General features: G+C 71.7%; 14 protein-coding genes. 9 read left to right on the top strand and 5 right to left on the bottom strand.

Annotated elements, in window-relative coordinates:
* Positions 1–67 precede the first annotated feature (67 nt).
* Positions 68–547 (bottom strand): winged helix-turn-helix transcriptional regulator, encoded by a 480-nt coding sequence (locus FHG89_RS08250; RefSeq protein WP_139583769.1) that lies wholly within the window; start codon positions 545–547, stop codon positions 68–70.
* Positions 548–654: 107 nt separating this feature from the next.
* Between FHG89_RS08250 and FHG89_RS08255 the strand changes: the two genes are divergently transcribed.
* Positions 655–2,202 (top strand): MFS transporter, encoded by a 1,548-nt coding sequence (locus FHG89_RS08255; RefSeq protein ID WP_244295254.1) that lies wholly within the window; start codon positions 655–657, stop codon positions 2,200–2,202.
* Between the two features lie 2 nt (positions 2,203–2,204).
* Here the strand turns inward: FHG89_RS08255 and FHG89_RS08260 are convergent, their stop codons facing one another.
* The gene (locus FHG89_RS08260) at positions 2,205–3,071 is read right to left on the bottom strand and encodes an oxidoreductase (protein ID WP_139583770.1); all 867 of its coding nucleotides are present in this window, start codon (positions 3,069–3,071) and stop codon (positions 2,205–2,207) included.
* 139 nt (positions 3,072–3,210) lie between these two features.
* On the opposite strand from FHG89_RS08260, the gene FHG89_RS08265 reads away from it, so the two are divergent.
* Positions 3,211–4,092 carry a helix-turn-helix domain-containing protein gene (locus tag FHG89_RS08265; RefSeq protein ID WP_139583771.1) on the top strand — a complete coding sequence of 294 codons (882 nt, stop codon included), beginning with the start codon at positions 3,211–3,213 and terminating at the stop codon, positions 4,090–4,092.
* Between the two features lie 114 nt (positions 4,093–4,206).
* Here the strand turns inward: FHG89_RS08265 and FHG89_RS08270 are convergent, their stop codons facing one another.
* On the bottom strand, positions 4,207–4,560 hold the full coding sequence (locus FHG89_RS08270) for a LapA family protein (RefSeq protein ID WP_139583772.1): 354 nt from the start codon (positions 4,558–4,560) through the stop codon (positions 4,207–4,209).
* Between the two features lie 606 nt (positions 4,561–5,166).
* Here FHG89_RS08270 and FHG89_RS32845 point away from each other — a divergent pair.
* The 5 genes from FHG89_RS32845 to FHG89_RS08290 all read left to right on the top strand — a co-directional run bounded on the left by FHG89_RS32845 (position 5,167) and on the right by FHG89_RS08290 (position 10,111).
* The gene (locus FHG89_RS32845) at positions 5,167–5,340 is read left to right on the top strand and encodes a hypothetical protein (protein ID WP_167517360.1); all 174 of its coding nucleotides are present in this window, start codon (positions 5,167–5,169) and stop codon (positions 5,338–5,340) included.
* On the top strand, positions 5,337–6,341 hold the full coding sequence (locus FHG89_RS08275) for a glycosyltransferase family 4 protein (protein ID WP_139583773.1): 1,005 nt from the start codon (positions 5,337–5,339) through the stop codon (positions 6,339–6,341). The genes FHG89_RS32845 and FHG89_RS08275 overlap by 4 nt, the downstream gene beginning before the upstream one ends.
* Before the next feature lie 115 nt (positions 6,342–6,456).
* Positions 6,457–7,593 (top strand): glycosyltransferase, encoded by a 1,137-nt coding sequence (locus FHG89_RS08280; protein ID WP_139583774.1) that lies wholly within the window; start codon positions 6,457–6,459, stop codon positions 7,591–7,593.
* Complete coding sequence (locus tag FHG89_RS08285; protein WP_139583775.1) at positions 7,590–8,633, top strand: glycosyltransferase; 1,044 nt, start codon at positions 7,590–7,592, stop codon at positions 8,631–8,633. Before FHG89_RS08280 ends, FHG89_RS08285 begins: the two co-directional genes overlap by 4 nt.
* Complete coding sequence (locus FHG89_RS08290) at positions 8,630–10,111, top strand: glycoside hydrolase family 130 protein (RefSeq protein ID WP_139583776.1); 1,482 nt, start codon at positions 8,630–8,632, stop codon at positions 10,109–10,111. The genes FHG89_RS08285 and FHG89_RS08290 overlap by 4 nt, the downstream gene beginning before the upstream one ends.
* Before the next feature lie 59 nt (positions 10,112–10,170).
* Here FHG89_RS08290 and FHG89_RS08295 read toward each other — a convergent pair whose 3' ends face one another.
* Complete coding sequence (locus FHG89_RS08295; RefSeq protein ID WP_244295256.1) at positions 10,171–11,238, bottom strand: ice-binding family protein; 1,068 nt, start codon at positions 11,236–11,238, stop codon at positions 10,171–10,173.
* A gap of 201 nt (positions 11,239–11,439) precedes the next feature.
* Here FHG89_RS08295 and FHG89_RS08300 point away from each other — a divergent pair, with 201 nt between their 5' ends.
* Together FHG89_RS08300 and FHG89_RS08305 are read left to right on the top strand one after the other, a co-directional pair.
* Complete coding sequence (locus tag FHG89_RS08300) at positions 11,440–12,660, top strand: PP2C family protein-serine/threonine phosphatase (protein WP_244295258.1); 1,221 nt, start codon at positions 11,440–11,442, stop codon at positions 12,658–12,660.
* A gap of 63 nt (positions 12,661–12,723) precedes the next feature.
* Positions 12,724–13,791: a DUF2855 family protein gene (locus FHG89_RS08305; RefSeq protein ID WP_139583778.1), complete on the top strand. Its 1,068-nt coding sequence runs from the start codon at positions 12,724–12,726 to the stop codon at positions 13,789–13,791.
* 10 nt (positions 13,792–13,801) lie between these two features.
* Here FHG89_RS08305 and FHG89_RS08310 read toward each other — a convergent pair whose 3' ends face one another.
* Positions 13,802–14,602, bottom strand: a complete 801-nt coding sequence (locus tag FHG89_RS08310; protein WP_208760903.1) for an SDR family NAD(P)-dependent oxidoreductase — start codon at positions 14,600–14,602, stop codon at positions 13,802–13,804.
* Positions 14,603–14,612 lie beyond the last annotated feature (10 nt).

Genomic DNA, 14,612 nt, shown 5'->3' on the forward strand with positions numbered 1-14,612 from the left:
GGTCGACCAGCGCCAGCTCGACCCGGTGGGGCAGGCCCTCCCAGTCGCCCCTGCGCCGCCGCGGGTGTCACGCGCGGCGGATCAGGCCTGGGCCGGCGGTGATGTCGATGTCGCCGTTCTCGACGTCGTGTCCGGCATCGCAGCGGAGCACCGCACGGACCGGCTCACCGCAGTCGTGGTGGCGGGCGATGATGGCGGGGCCGGCGTCGTCGGCGCTCCAGGTGTCGCCCCAGTTGCGCAGCGCGGTGATGACGGGCAGCAGTTCGCGGCCCTTGCGGGTGAGTTGGTACTCGTGCCGGGTGCGCTGGCCCGGCTCCCGGTACGGGATCCGTTCGAGCAGACCGGCGGCGACCATCTCCTTGAGTCGGGCCGCCATGGCGGGCTCGCCGATGCCGACCCTGCGGACGAACTCGTCGAAGCGGCGCGTCCCGAGCAGCGCGTCTCGCATGATCAGGATCGTCGACCGGCTGCCCACGACGTCCATCGCCCGTGCCACCGAGCAGTTCGTCATCGACCACGATTCGCGGTCTTCGCGGAGGTCCTCCATGCCGTGCAGCGTACCTGGCTTGCGTTGGAGCTAGCCAGGTGATTCACTGGGCGACTGCTGACTTGCTCTAGCGAAAGTCAGCGGAACTCCGACCTCAAGGACGCCCCGTGACCACTGACACCACCGCGCCGGCCGCAGCCGGCGCGGCCGTCACCGCCCGCTCGTCCCTTCGCGGCTCCCGGCCGGTGACTCTGCTCGCCATGTGCCTCGGCGCGATGATCACGTTTCTCCAGATCACCGCGACGGTCTCCGCACTGACCACCATCCAGCGCGACCTTCGGGTCGACCCGACCACCGTGATCTGGATCCCCAGCGCCTACACCCTGGTCGTGGCGAGCGTGGTGCTGTCCGCCGCCACCCTGGGCAACCGCTACGGTCGCAGGCGGGTGTTCGGCGCCGGCGTCGTCGCCATGATCATCGGCGGTGCCGTCGTGGCCGGCGCCCCCACCGTCGCCTGGGTGATCGCCGGGCAGCTGGTCGCGGGCCTCGGCGGCGCGCTGATCCTGCCGAACAGCCTGGCGATCCTGGGCGCCACGTTCACCGACCCGCACCGCCGCACCGAGGTGATCACCGCCTGGTCGGCCGCCTCCGGTGTCGGGCTCGCCGTCGGCCCGCTCATCGCCGGTGCGCTGCTGCGGCACCACTCGTGGCACAGCGTCTACCTGTCGACAATCGTGCTGGGCGTGATCACCCTCGTCGTCACCGCCGTCGGGGTGGCCGAGTCCCGGCCGAGCGCGGGTCGGCTCGACCTGCCCGGCCTGCTGCTCGGCACCGTCGCCATCGCCGCCGCCGTCTACGCCATGATCCAGGGCGGACGGAACGGCTACACCAGCCCCGTCGTGGCGACCACCTGGGTCGTCTCGGCCGCCGCGCTTGTCGCGTTCGTGCTTGTCGAGTTGCGGACCAGCGCGCCGATGCTCGACGTACGGCTGCTCCGGTCGCCGTCGTTCAGCGCCGTCATGGTGGTCGCCGCGGTGTCGCTGTTCGGCTTCACCGGTGTGGCGATTCTGCTCGTCCTCTTCCACGAACGTGCCCAGGCGCTCAGTCCGCTGGACACCGGCTGGCGGATGCTTGTGCTCTTCGGCACGTACGCGCTCGTGGCCTTCGCCGCCGGGCGGACGATCCGTCGTACCGGATTCAAGGCGCCGCTCACCCTCGGCCTGGTCCTCGGCGCGGTGGCCAGCTTCGGGTTGGCGGCCCAGGGGCCGACCACGACGTTCGCGCACCGGTGGGCGCTGTTCGTCCTGTTCGGTGCCGCCTCCGCCCTGGTGGTGGCTCCGGCGACGGCGGCGGCGCTGGCCAGCGTCGCGCCCGCCCAGGCCGGCATGGCCTCCGGCGCGGTCAACGCGGCCCGCCAGGTGGGTTCCGTGCTCGGGTCGTCCCTGCTGGGCACCCTGCTCACCACCACGATGCTGGCCGACCTGCCCGACCGCCTCGCCGCACACCAGGTCGCCGAACCCACCCGCACCGCCGTGCGGACGGCGGTGGCCGCCGGCGCGACAGGCGACCAACCGCTGCCCGATCCGGTCCGGTCCGCGATCGCCGAGGCCATGACCTCCGGAGTGCAGGCCGGCCTGCGGATCAACGGCATCGTCTTCCTCGTCACGGCCGTCCTCGCGCTCACGCTCATCCGCAACCGGCCGCACCAGCACTAGGCTCACCCGCCGATGGCGTCCAACTCCTCGATCACTTTGGCCGGGAGCTTCAGGTCGACCGCGGCCATGTTGTCCCGCAGGTGCGCCACGCTCGACGTGCCGGGGATCAGCACGGTGGTGGGGGAGCGCTGGAGCAGCCAGGCGAGGGCGACCTGCTGCGGCGAGGCGTCCAGCCGGGCGGCGACCTCGTTCAGCGTGTCGGACTGCAAGGGCGTGAACCCGCCGAGCGGGAAGAACGCGGCGAACGCGATGTTCTCCGCGGCGCACCTGTCGACCAGGGCGTCGTCCTGCCGATTCGCCAGGTTGTAGAGGTTCTGGACAGTGACCACCGGGGCGATGGCCTGCGCCTCGGTGAGCTGGTCGGGCGTGACGTTGCTGAGCCCGAGGTGCCGGATCAGCCCCTCCTGCCGCAGTTCGGCGAGGGCGCCGAACTGCTCGGAGAGGGGAGCGTCGCCGGTGCCCTCCGCCACACCGACCCGCAGGTTGACCACGTCGAGGACGTCCAGGCCGAGGTGCTTGAGGTTGTCCCGGATCTGGGCCTTCAGTTCGTCCGGCTCCAGCGCCGGGATCCAGGACGCGTCGGCGCCGCGCCGCGCGCCGACCTTGGTGACCAGGTGCAGATCCTCGGGGTACGGGTGCAGCGCCTCGCGGATCAGCTCGTTGACCACCACCGGCCCGTAGAAGTCGCTGGTGTCGATGTGCCGGATGCCCCTGTCGACCGCCTCGCGGAGTACGGCGAGGGCCCCATCGCGGTCGAGGGGCGGGCCGAAAACACCCGGGCCCGCCAACTGCATCGCCCCGTAGCCCATCCGGCTCAGGGTGAGGCCGTCGGCCAGGGTCAGGGCACCGCCGGGCAGGTTCTCGCTCATGTCGTCCTCTATCCGTATTCGGAGTTGATATGCGTCTCCGAAAGACTGTGCTCGGCACCCGCTCGGCGCGGCAGGGCGAGACGTTCCTGGTAGTGACACGACCAGTCACCGTCCGGCGAAGCGGCATACCGTCGGTGGCATGGACGCGACGAACCCGCTCGGCGACTTCCTGCGTGCCCGCCGGGAGCAGACCAGCCCCGAGGACGTCGGGCTCGGCCCCGGCGTGGGCCTGCGCCGGGTGCCGGGGCTGCGGCGCGAGGAGGTGGCGATGCTGGCCGGCATCAGCGCCGACTACTACCTCCGATTGGAGCAGGGCCGCGAGCGGCATCCGTCGGTGCAGGTCCTCGATGCCCTCGCCGGGGTGCTGCGACTGGACCCGGAGGCGACCGCGTACATGATCGGGCTGAGCCGTGCGCGGTCGCGGCGGGCGGCCCGACCGGCCGCCGATCGGGTGCCGGCCAGCATCCTGCACCTGCTGCGGCAGCTCGACATGCCGGCCTTCGTGCAGAACCGCTACCTCGACATCCTGGCCTCGAACCCGATGGCGAGGGCACTGTCGCCGAATCTCGCCCCGGGGGCCAACCGGCTCCGCGCGGTGTTCCTGGACCCGGCTGAGCGGGAGCTGTTCCGCGACTGGCGGCAGGCGATGCAGAGCGTGGTGGGGCAGATGCGTGCCGACTCGGGCGGGGCTGTCGACGACCCACGGTTGACGGCGCTGGTGGGGGAGCTGTCACTCAAGAGCGATTGCTTCCGTCAGCTGTGGGCGCGCCACGAGGTACGTCGGCGGGAGGGCGTGGTCAGCCGGCTGCGCCATCCCGAGGTGGGTGACCTCGACCTGTACTGCGACAAGCTCGCGGTCGCCGGCGCCGACGGGCAGCTCCTGGTGATCTACCACGCCGAGCCCGGGACGGAGTCCGCGCGTTCGCTGGCCCTGCTCGGCTCGATCGCGGCCAGTACGCCGGACGAGGTCTCGGACAGCCTCCGGCCGGGCGATCCGTCCCGCCTCTATCCGTCCGAGTGAGCCGTGCGGATGCGCTCGGTCCGGCCCCGGGCGGAGGCGAGGACGAGCCGAGGTGCGGTAAGGGTGGATGTGGCGGTCGAGCCGTCGTGTCGTCCGGTGACGGACAGGGCGGGGTCAGCGTTCCTGAACGGACGGTGGCGGGGGCCGGTTGGCTCCGGACGTCTGCGGGGTTGGTGCGACGGGCAGGGGTCGATCGGCGGGTGGCCTCGCCGAACGCCGGCTGCGCATCCTCAGCTGAAGGATCCGGGCGGTGCCGGGGAGAGCGACGAGCAGGACGCCGATCACGGCCGCCAGCAACAACGCCACGCCTGTCGGCAGGGCCACGTGTGCCCCGAGGAACGTCACCTCGGCACGCTGTCCGTTCTGGAGTACGAAGATCAGAAGCAGCAGGAGAACGACCGCGAACACCACGGCGACGATCCACAGGTCCCCGATCCGCGAACGCCGCGCCGCGGGCGGGCGGGGCATCGGGCGAGCATCGGCGGGGCCGTCGTTCCCGTTGATGGTGGAGGCTGGGACGTGCCTGTCACGGGGTGCGGTCATGACGAACCGCCGCCTTCCGATGGGGGTACCCCGGGGAGCCGACCGTCTGCGTGCGTCAGCGTGAGCGGAGCGAGGGGTGAGCCAGCGACACGCTGTCGGGGGCCGTCGTGCCGGTGCGGAAAGGCCGGCCAACGGTGCCACGGGGAGTCGGCGACCGGGCCGATGGGTGTGCGGCGGCGAGTACGGCAAGCGTACGCCTCCACGGCCGGCACCGCTGGGCAGGCACTTTCCGGTGCACCCGGCAGCGGCTGCCGATGCAGCCCGCACCGAAAGGGCGTACGGTGGACATGTCGCCCGGGGCCTCCGGTGGCCGCAGATGCCGTCGCCACCAGCCCGTCAGGGCCTTACCGATCGTCATCCCCATCGCCGCGACGTGCTGGTCGTGTTGGTTCATCGCCGACCACGTCCCCGCCGTCGGATTCACCGGTCACCGCACATTCGGATTCGCCGTGATGGCCGGTGGTGGGATCCGACCCGCGCGTGCACACCGTCCACGCACACGACCGCACGCCCAACCAGGGGGAGCACCAGATGAGAATCGCCCGACACAGGATCGTCAGCGCACTTCGTGACCGGGGCCAGCAGGCCCGGGCCGACTGGGTCGAGCGGGAGTTGCCGGAGCGGGTCGACCCGGCCAAGCACTCCGGGCTGCTCGCCACCCTGCACCTCGACCCGGCCGACCTCGCCGACGCGCCGTCCCCGTGAGGGTCGCGCTCCTCGGCCCGATCGCCTGGCGTACGCCCCCGCACCACTACGGCCCGTGGGAGCAGGTCACCGGCCTGCTCGCCGAGGGGCTGGTCAGTCATGGTGTGGACGTGACCCTCTTCGCGACCCTTGACTCCGTCACCTCCGCCCAGCTCGACGGCGTGAGCCCCCGGGGGTACGCGGACGCCCCCGACATGGACGGGCGGGTGTGGGAGGCGATGCACGTCTCCCACGCGCTGGCCCGCTCGGCGCAGTTCGACCTCGTGCACAGCCACCTCGACTGGCTGCCGCTGGCCTTCGCGGAGCACTGCGGCGCTCCGCTGCTCACCACCGTGCACGGCTTCTCCGGCGCGGGGATCCTGCCCGCGTACGCCCGGGCCCGCTCGTCCTACGTGTCGATCTCCGACGCGGACCGGGCTCCGGAGCTCGACTACGTCGCGACCGTGCACCACGGCGTCGACGTGAGCGGGCTGCCGTTCACAGGCGAGGCCGGCCCCGGGCTGGCCGCCTTCGGCCGGATCCACCCCGACAAGGGCACCCACACCGCCATCGAGATCGCCCGCCGCGCCGGCCGTTCCCTGACCATCTGCGGCATCGTCCAGGACGAGCGGTACTTCGCCGAGCAGGTGGCCCCGCACATCGACGGCGACCAGGTCGTCTTCCTCGGCTCGGTCGGGCCGCGACGGCGGGCCGAGGTGCTCGGCGCAAGCGCGGCACTGCTGCACCCGATCGCCTTCGACGAGCCGTTCGGCCTGTCGGTGGTGGAGTCGATGGTCTGCGGCACTCCGGTCGTCGCGTACGCGCGCGGCTCGATGCCGGAGGTCGTCGATGAAGGGGTGACAGGATTCCTCGTCAGCAGCGTCGAGCAGGCCGTCGACGCGGTGACCCGGGCCGCCGCCCTCGACCGGGCCGACTGCCGGGAGCGGGCTCAGCAGCGTTTCAGCGCGGACCGGATGGTCACCGACTACCTCGCCGTCTACGACCAGCTCGTCCACGGCTGAACCGCCGCCAGATCCGTTGCGCCGGCCACACACGCTGGCCGGCGTGCGCCCTCACCGCGTGAGGCTCGCCCCCCGTACCCAGGTGGCGGCCGACAACCGGAAGGCCCAACGTTCGATGCCCAGCTACGGATTCCTCAGCACCCACCCACCGACACGGTGTGGACTGGCCACCTTCAACTCCGCCCTCGCCGCCCAGCTCACCGCCGACGGCACGCGCGGTGGCATCGTCCGCGTCACCGACCACGGCGACGACCAGCGGCCGGGGCCGGGGGTCGTGCACACGTGGTCGGCGCGTACCCCGGCCGGTTGGCGGGACGCCGCGGCCGTCCTGAACACCTTCGACGTGGCAATCGTCCAGCACGAGTACGGCATCTATCCGGGCAACGACGGCGAGGACGTCCTGCCGTTGCTGCGTCGGCTCACCGTGCCGAGCATCGTGGTCCTGCACACCGTGCTCCGTCTGCCCTCCGCCCGGCAGAAGTCCCTGTTGGAGCGGATCGTCGCCACCGCCGGGGCGGTGGTCACGATGACCGACACAGCCCGGGACCGGCTGCTCGTCGGCTACGCCGTGCCGCCGGGCAAGGTGACGGTGATTCCGCACGGTGCCGCCGAGCTCTCCGGCGTACCCGTCGACAGGCGCGCCCGCCCGCACCTGCTGACCTGGGGGCTGATCGGCCCCGGCAAGGGCATCGAGTGGTCGTTGCGGGCGCTCGCGCGGTTGCAGGACCTGGAGCCGACACCCACCTACACGGTGGCGGGCCGCACCCACCCGAAGGTGATCGAGCACCACGGTGAGACGTACCGGGCGGGACTGCACCAGCTCGGCGCCCAGTTGGGCGTCTCGCACGCCGTCGACTACCAGGACGTCTACCACGACCAGGAGTCTCTGGGGCGGTTGATCCGCTCCGCCGACGTGGTCGTGCTGCCCTACGACTCCCGTGAGCAGGTCACCTCAGGCGTGCTCATCGAGGCGGTGGCCGCCGGGGTGCCCGTCGTGGCCACGGCGTTCCCGCACGCCGTCGAGCTGCTCACCGGTGGACCAGGTCTGGTCGTACCTCACCAGAACCCTGCGGCGTTGGCCACGGCGGTCCGGCGGATCCTCACCGAACCGGGCCTGAGCGCGCGACTGGCCGGCCGCGTCCGGCCACTGGCGGCGCATCTGCGCTGGCCGGCGGTGGCGGCCCGCTACGGCACCCTCGCCGAGCAGCTCGTCGAGGTCCGCCCGCCCGCGGTCAGCGCGGCGTCGGTGTGACCGCGACCACCGGCCACCCGGCCGTCCGGCGCTGGTCGACGGCGCCCGCGCCGAGTTTCGCGCACCTGAACCGGATGACCGACGACACCGGCCTGTTCGAGCACGCCCGGCACGCCATCGTCCGCCGCGAGCATGGCTACTGCACCGACGACGTGGCCCGTGGGCTGGTCGTGGCCAGCCGCGAGCCCGAGCCGACCGAAGCGGTGCTTCAGCTCGCGGAGCGCTACCTGGCGTTCCTGACCCACGCCCAGGACGCCGGTGGCGCCTTCCACAACCGGCTGGGGTACGACAGGCGCTGGACCGACGAACCCGGGGTCGGCGACTGGTGGGGCCGGGCCCTGTGGGGGCTGGGCACCGCCGTCTCGCGCAGCCCCGCCTCGTGGGTGCGCGAGGAGGCGCTGGTGGCCTTCAGCCGGGGCGCCACCCGGCGTTCCCCGGCACCACACGCGATGGCCTTCGCGGGGCTCGGCGCGGCCGAGGTGCTGCGCCGGCACCCGGGGCACATCACCGCGGCCGCACTGCTGGCGGACGCGGCCAGCGCCGTCGGCCCGGTGGGGGACGACCCGCGTTGGTCCTGGCCGCGTCAGCAGTTGACGTACGCCAACCCCGCCCTCGCCGAGGTCGTCATCGCCGCCAGTCAGCTGCGGCACGGTGGCCCACCACTCGACGACGGTCTTCGGATGTTGACCTGGCTGCGGGGCGTCCAACTCCACGACGGACGCCTGTCGGTCGTGCCCGCCGGAGGTTGGCGACGCGGGGCGGTACGACTGCGCCACGACCAGCAGCCGATCGAGGTGGCCGCGCTCGCCGACGCCTGCGCCACCGCCGCCACGGTCACCGGTGATCCTGACTGGGAGACCGGGATACGGCAGGCCGTCGGGTGGTTCCTCGGTGACAACGACGTCGGCACGCCGATGTGGGATCCGGCGACCGGCGGCGGCTACGACGGGCTGACCGCACACGGACCGAACCTCAACCAGGGGGCCGAGTCCACATTGGCGCTCATCTCCACCCTGCAACACGCGCGGCGGTGGTCGTGACCGGGATCCGCGCCGTACGGCGGGACGTCGTCCTCACCCCGGATCCACGCCGGGTCATCGTCAAGCTCTTCGTCCCGGGTGAGGACGCGGCGGTGGTACGCACCCGTGCGCGAGCGCTGATCAACCGGGTGGCGCACCTCGACGACGAGGAGACCGGCCGGCTTTTACGGGACACCTTCGGCCGGTTCGATGCCCGACACCGCGACCTGGTCGGCACGTTCCACCACCACTATGACCTCGTGCGGCATCGCGCGTCCGGCGCCCGGGATCTCTCGCCGACCAGCCGGCTCCTGGTCGGTGCGTACTTCAGCCACGAGTACGCCGTCGAGTCAGCCGCCCTGTGCAACCCGTCGATGGTGCCCCACCCCGACCAGACCGGCCTGGTCGACGGGCAACTGCGTGTCGCGGTCAGTCTGCGTCAGATCGGCGAGGGACACGTGTCGTCCATCGGGTTCGCTACCGCGGTGCTCGGCCCCGGACACCTGCTGACCGTCGCCGACCGGCCCGGTCCGCTGGCCGTGGGGCAGCGGCTGGGCGTACGGCACCGCCGGGACCTGCTCGTCGCCGGTCTGGCCGAGGAGGACTGCGACAACGAGGTCACCGCGACGGTGCTGGACGCCCTGCCCGACCGGTACGACGAGGCGACCTTCGAGCGGGTGCTCGGTCACCTGCCCCCGGATCTGCTGTCCCGCAGCACCGGCCTGGGCACCCTCGAACAGGTACGCCGCACCAATGCCGCCAGCTACGCCACGACGTTCCCCGCCGATTCGGCCCTGCACGAACGGGTGCTGTGGCCGACCACTCCGGCGGAGAGCAACGGCATGGAGGATGCCCGGTTCGTCAGGTTCGTCGACGACTCCGGGCCGGTTTACCGGGCGACCTACACCGCCTACGACGGCCGGAGCATCGCCACCCGGGCGCTGGCCAGCACCGACCTGCGCCGTTTCGAGATGACCCCGATGCGCGGCCCGGGTGCCCGTAACAAGGGGATCGCGTTGTTTCCCCGTACCGTCGGCGGCCGGCACCTGGCTCTGTGCCGTGCCGACGGCGAGACCATCGGTCTGACCGAGTTGGACGGCGAGAACCGCTGGCGGTCACCGGTCGGGCTGCACGGACCCCGCGACAGCTGGGAGCTGATCCAGGTCGGCAACTGCGGTTCACCTATCGAGACCGACGCCGGCTGGCTGGTGCTGACACACGGCGTGGGGCCGATGCGTCGGTACGCGATCGGTGCGCTCCTGCTCGACCTGCACCGGCCGGAGCGGGTCGTCGCGCACCTTCCCGGGGTGCTGTTGTCACCCGACGAGACCGACCGGGACGGGTACGTGCCGAATGTCGTCTACTCCTGCGGGGGGCTCGTCCACGATGGCGAGCTGTGGTTCCCGTACGGCGCGAGCGACACCCGTGTCGGTTTCGCCTCCGTGCCGCTGGCCGCCCTCGTCGCCGCGATGGTGGAGTCGCCACCGGCGGGCGGTTGAGGGTGGTTGACGGTGGTGCCCCGGCGGCCGGTTGGTCACCGGCCGCCGGGGCCTACCCGTCAGGACTCGGACGTCCGGCGTCGGTAGAGGAGCAGCAGGGCCGCGCCGACGGTGACGGCGATGCTGCCGATCCCGGTGAGGACGGGCAGCAGGGTGCCGCCGCCGCTGCCGCCGGTGACCGGCAGCGCGGTGCGGGTGGGCTTGGCCGTGGGCTGCCCGGTCGGCGTGCCGGTGGGCTGCCCGGTCGGTGTGCCGGTGGGCTGGCCCGTCGGTGTCCCCGTGGGCGTACTGGTCGGTGTGCCCGTGGGCGTGCCGGTCGGTGTGCCCGTGGGCGTGCCGGTGGGCTGGGTGGGAGTGCCTGTCGGCTGGAGACAGACGGGGGCGTTGATGGTGTTGGTGTCGAGGGTGACGGCGCCGGTCTGGGCCAGCGCGCGTCCCTGGAGGGTGGCACCGGTGTTCATCGTGATCGAGGTCTGGGCCAGGATGTTGCCCATGAACCGGGTGCCGGTGCCGATCGTGGCCGAGCTGCCGACCTGCCAGTAGACGTTGCAGGGCGACGCGCCGTTGATGAACACGACGCTGCTGTTGGAGGCCGTGATCAGGGTGGACTCGATCTGGAAGATGAACACCGCCGCCGGGTCGCCCTGACTGTTGAGCGTCAGCGTCCCGGTCAGTTGCGCGGCGCCGAGCCGGTAGACCCCGGGGGTCAGCGTGGTGCCGCCCAGCTCAGCGGGCAGGTTGGTGAACGGGGTGCGACCGGCCGCGTCGTTGTACGCGGTGGTCAGATCGTTCTTGGCCTGGAGCGCGACGGCGTCGCCCAGGTGGATCTCACCGGCCACGATTCCGGGCGGGAAGCCGGGCGCCGTGTTGCCGGGGCTGACGCCGAGGCTCTGGGCGAGGAAGCTCGGCCCGGTGTTGGTGACGGTGGAGCCGGCCAGTACGGAGAAGTTCGCCGCCGTTCCCAGGCCGACCGGTGCTTCGGCCGCGCTCGCGCCGGTGCCGTGACAAGCAGCACGGCGAGGGCCGTGCCACTGGCGGCGATGGCCGCCAGTGCGGACAGGGCCGCACGTCGCGGATGGCGGATCAGTTTGGTTGTCACGATGTGCCCTTTCGCGAAGGCATCTCACCAGACGCCGGTCGTGCGGCGACTAACCGCACGAAAACCTCATTTGCAACAAAACGGACTCTTGCGCACCTGGCCGACCAGGGTTGGCGTAATGGGTGAGGTGCCTGGGACGAATGAGACGCCGTGGGCTACCCGAAGCCCGTCGAACGGATTCCGGCCCGGGCAGGGCAGGATGGGGGAGGACAGGGGGAGGTGGAGTGTGGTGGACGCCGGCAACGCGGTGCGGTCGTTGCAGCTCAACGCACCCCAGGGAGGGCCGGACGACCTGCCTCTGTTGATCACCGGTGCCGCGTCGGCGATCAATGCCACCGAGATCGTGGTCTATCTGGCCGATTACACGCAGTCCCTGCTCGTGCCGCTGCTCGGCGCGGGCCTCGACCGGGACGAGCAGCCGATCGAGACCACCCTCGCCGGTCGGGCGTTCACCACCCTCGACGTCCAGCGTGCCCCGGACAATCCCGACCGGATCTGGGTACCGCTGCTGCTCGGCTGTGAACGGATGGGCGTGCTGGAGGTCGTCACGCCGGCCGCCGCGGACCCTGCCACGGAGGGTCCGGCCTGGGAGGTGGCGGTCACCGTCGCCCAGATCCTAGTGAACCGCCGGCTCTACGGCGACGTGGTCGAACGGATGCGCCGTCGGCTGCCGATGCAGGTCGCCGCCGAGATCGTGTGGGGGCTGCTGCCGCCACTGACCTTCGCCACCGACGACATGGTGGTCACCGCCATCCTGGAGCCCTGTTACGACGTCGGCGGGGACATCTTCGACTACGCGTTGAACGGTGACGTGCTCAGCATCGGGTTGTTCGACACGTGTGGGCACGGCATCAAGGCGAGCACCCTGGCCTCGCTGGTGGTCAGCGCGTACCGCAACGCCCGCCGGTGCGGTCTCGACCTGGTCGACACCGCGATCAGCATCGACCGGTGGGTGCGTTCGGAGCATCCGAACCTCTTCGCGACAGGGCTGCTCGCCGAGTTGGATCGGACCACCGGGCGACTGCGGATGATCAACGCTGGGCATCCCGGGGCCATGCTGCTGCGCGACGGCAAGGCCATCCGGGAGCTGCCGGGGCCGACCGCGTTGCCGCTCGGCCTGGGTCACCTGTCGGGCCGGCGCCCTCGGGTGCACGTGGAGGACCTGCACCCCGGTGACCGGATCCTCGCGTACACCGACGGCATCACCGATGCGCGGAGTCTCGAGGGCGAGCGGTTCGGGCTGGAACGGCTCGTCGACTTCGTCAACCGCGCCCTCAACGACGGTCTGCCCAGCCCGGAGACGATGCGACGGCTGGTGCGCGCCGTCGTCGCCTACCAGAACGACGAGCTGGACGACGACGCCACGGCGGTGTTCCTGGAATGGCGGCCGCCGCACACTCCGCTGGCCCACCTGCGGGATCTCAGCGCGCTGACCACCCGGTCGCCATAGCGAGTGGGATTTTGCACTCCAAGTGCACTTGTCTCCGTTCCAGGGGCTGTCTAGCGTCGGTCCATGGCTCCCTCCTGGACGTTCGCCGTGGCCCGCGCGGACCTCGGCCGGTGCACGCTCGTCGACGGCGCGACAGCCGATCCGTCCGAGGGGGAGGCGCTCCTGCGGGTCGACCGCGTCGGCCTCACCGCCAACAACGTGACCTACGCGGTGCTCGGCGACGCGATGCGGTACTGGGAGTTCTTCCCGCCCGGTCCGCGCGGACTCGCGCCGGAGTGGGGGCTTTTCCCGCTCTGGGGCTTCGCCGAGGTGGTCGCGTCGACCGTCGCGGGCGTCGAAGTGGGCCAGCGGGTGTACGGATACCTGCCGCCCGCCGGTCACCTGCTGGTGCGACCGGACCGGGTGGACGCGTCCGGATTCCGCGACGCGAGCCCGCACCGGGCCGAGCTGCCCTCGCCGTACAACGCGTACCGCGCGACAAGCGGTGACCCGGCGTACCGGCCGGACCAGGAGGACCTGCTGATCCTGTTCCGGCCGCTGTTCTTCACCTCGTTCATGCTTGCCGACCAGGTCGTCGACAACGGCTTCTACGGCGCGGAGTCGCTGCTGCTGTCGTCGGCGTCGAGCAAGACCGCGTACGCCGCCGCTTTCGAACTGCACGGCCGTGGCCCGAGCCTCGTCGGGCTCACCTCACCCGGCAACCTCGCGTTCACCCGATCGCTCGGCTGCTACGACCAGGTCGTCCCGTACGACGACATCGGCACGCTCGACGCCGTCCCGACCGTCTACCTCGACCTGTCCGGAGCGCCGTCCACCCGCGCCGCCCTGCGCCAGCATCTCGGTGACCGCCTGGTCCGGGACATCGCCGTCGGCCTCACCAACCAGACGCCGAACGCCGAGGCCGCCGAGGAGGTGTTCTTCGCGCCAGTCCAGATGCGCAAACGCAGTCAGGACTGGGGGCGCGACGGCCTCGACAAGCGGTTCACCGAGGCGTGGCGGCGCTTCATCGCGGCGGTGGACGGGTGGCTCGACGTCCAGGTCGGTGCCGGGCCGGAGGCCCTACGGGACGCGTGGCTCGACGTCCTCGCCGGCCGTACGCCGCCGCGGGTGGGTCGCGTCGTGCAGTTCTGACGACCAGCCGTCACGGGACGATCGCGTCGACGTACCCGCCGTCGACGCGGACGGCGGCGCCGGTCGTGGCGGAGGCGAGCGGCGAGGCCAGGTACGTGACCATGTTGGCGATCTCCTCGGGCTCGATCAGCCGCTGGAGCAGCGACTGCGGCCGGTGCAGCCGCATGAACTCCCGCTGCGCCTCCTCCCACGGGAGGCTGTCGCCCACGAGTTCGGCGACGAAGTCCTCGACGCCGCCGGTGTGGGTCGGCCCGGCGAGCACCGAGTTGACGGTCACGCCGGTGCCGGCGGCGGCCTTCGCGAAGCCACGGGAGACGCCGAGCAGGGCCGTCTTCGAGACGCCGTAATGGATCATCTCGGTCGGGGTGACGACCGCCGAGTCACTGCCGATGAACTGCACCCGCCCCCAGCCGCGTTCCATCATGGCGGGCAGGTACGCGCGGGTCAGCCGGACGCCGGCCAGCACGTTCACCTCGAAGTAGCGACGCCACTCGTCGTCGGAGATCTCCAGCGCGGGGGTGGGCCCGAAGATGCCGAGGTTGTTGACCAGGATGTCGACGGTGGGCAGCAGGTCGAGGGTCCGCGCCGCCCCCTCGTCGGTGGAGACGTCCGCGTCCACCTCGACCACGTCTGCGCCGGGGACCTCCCCGCGCAACGCGTCCGCCGCGCGTTTGACGCTGGCGGCGGTACGGCCGTTGACGGCCACCCGCGCGCCGGCGCGGGCGAGCCCGGTGGCGATGGCCGCCCCGATCCCCTGGGTCGACCCGGTGACCAGCGCGGTCCTGCCGGAGATATCGATGTGCAGGGTCATCCTTGGTCCT

Origin of the sequence: Micromonospora orduensis (assembly GCF_006228125.1) — a bacterium.
GTDB lineage: Bacteria > Actinomycetota > Actinomycetes > Mycobacteriales > Micromonosporaceae > Micromonospora > Micromonospora orduensis.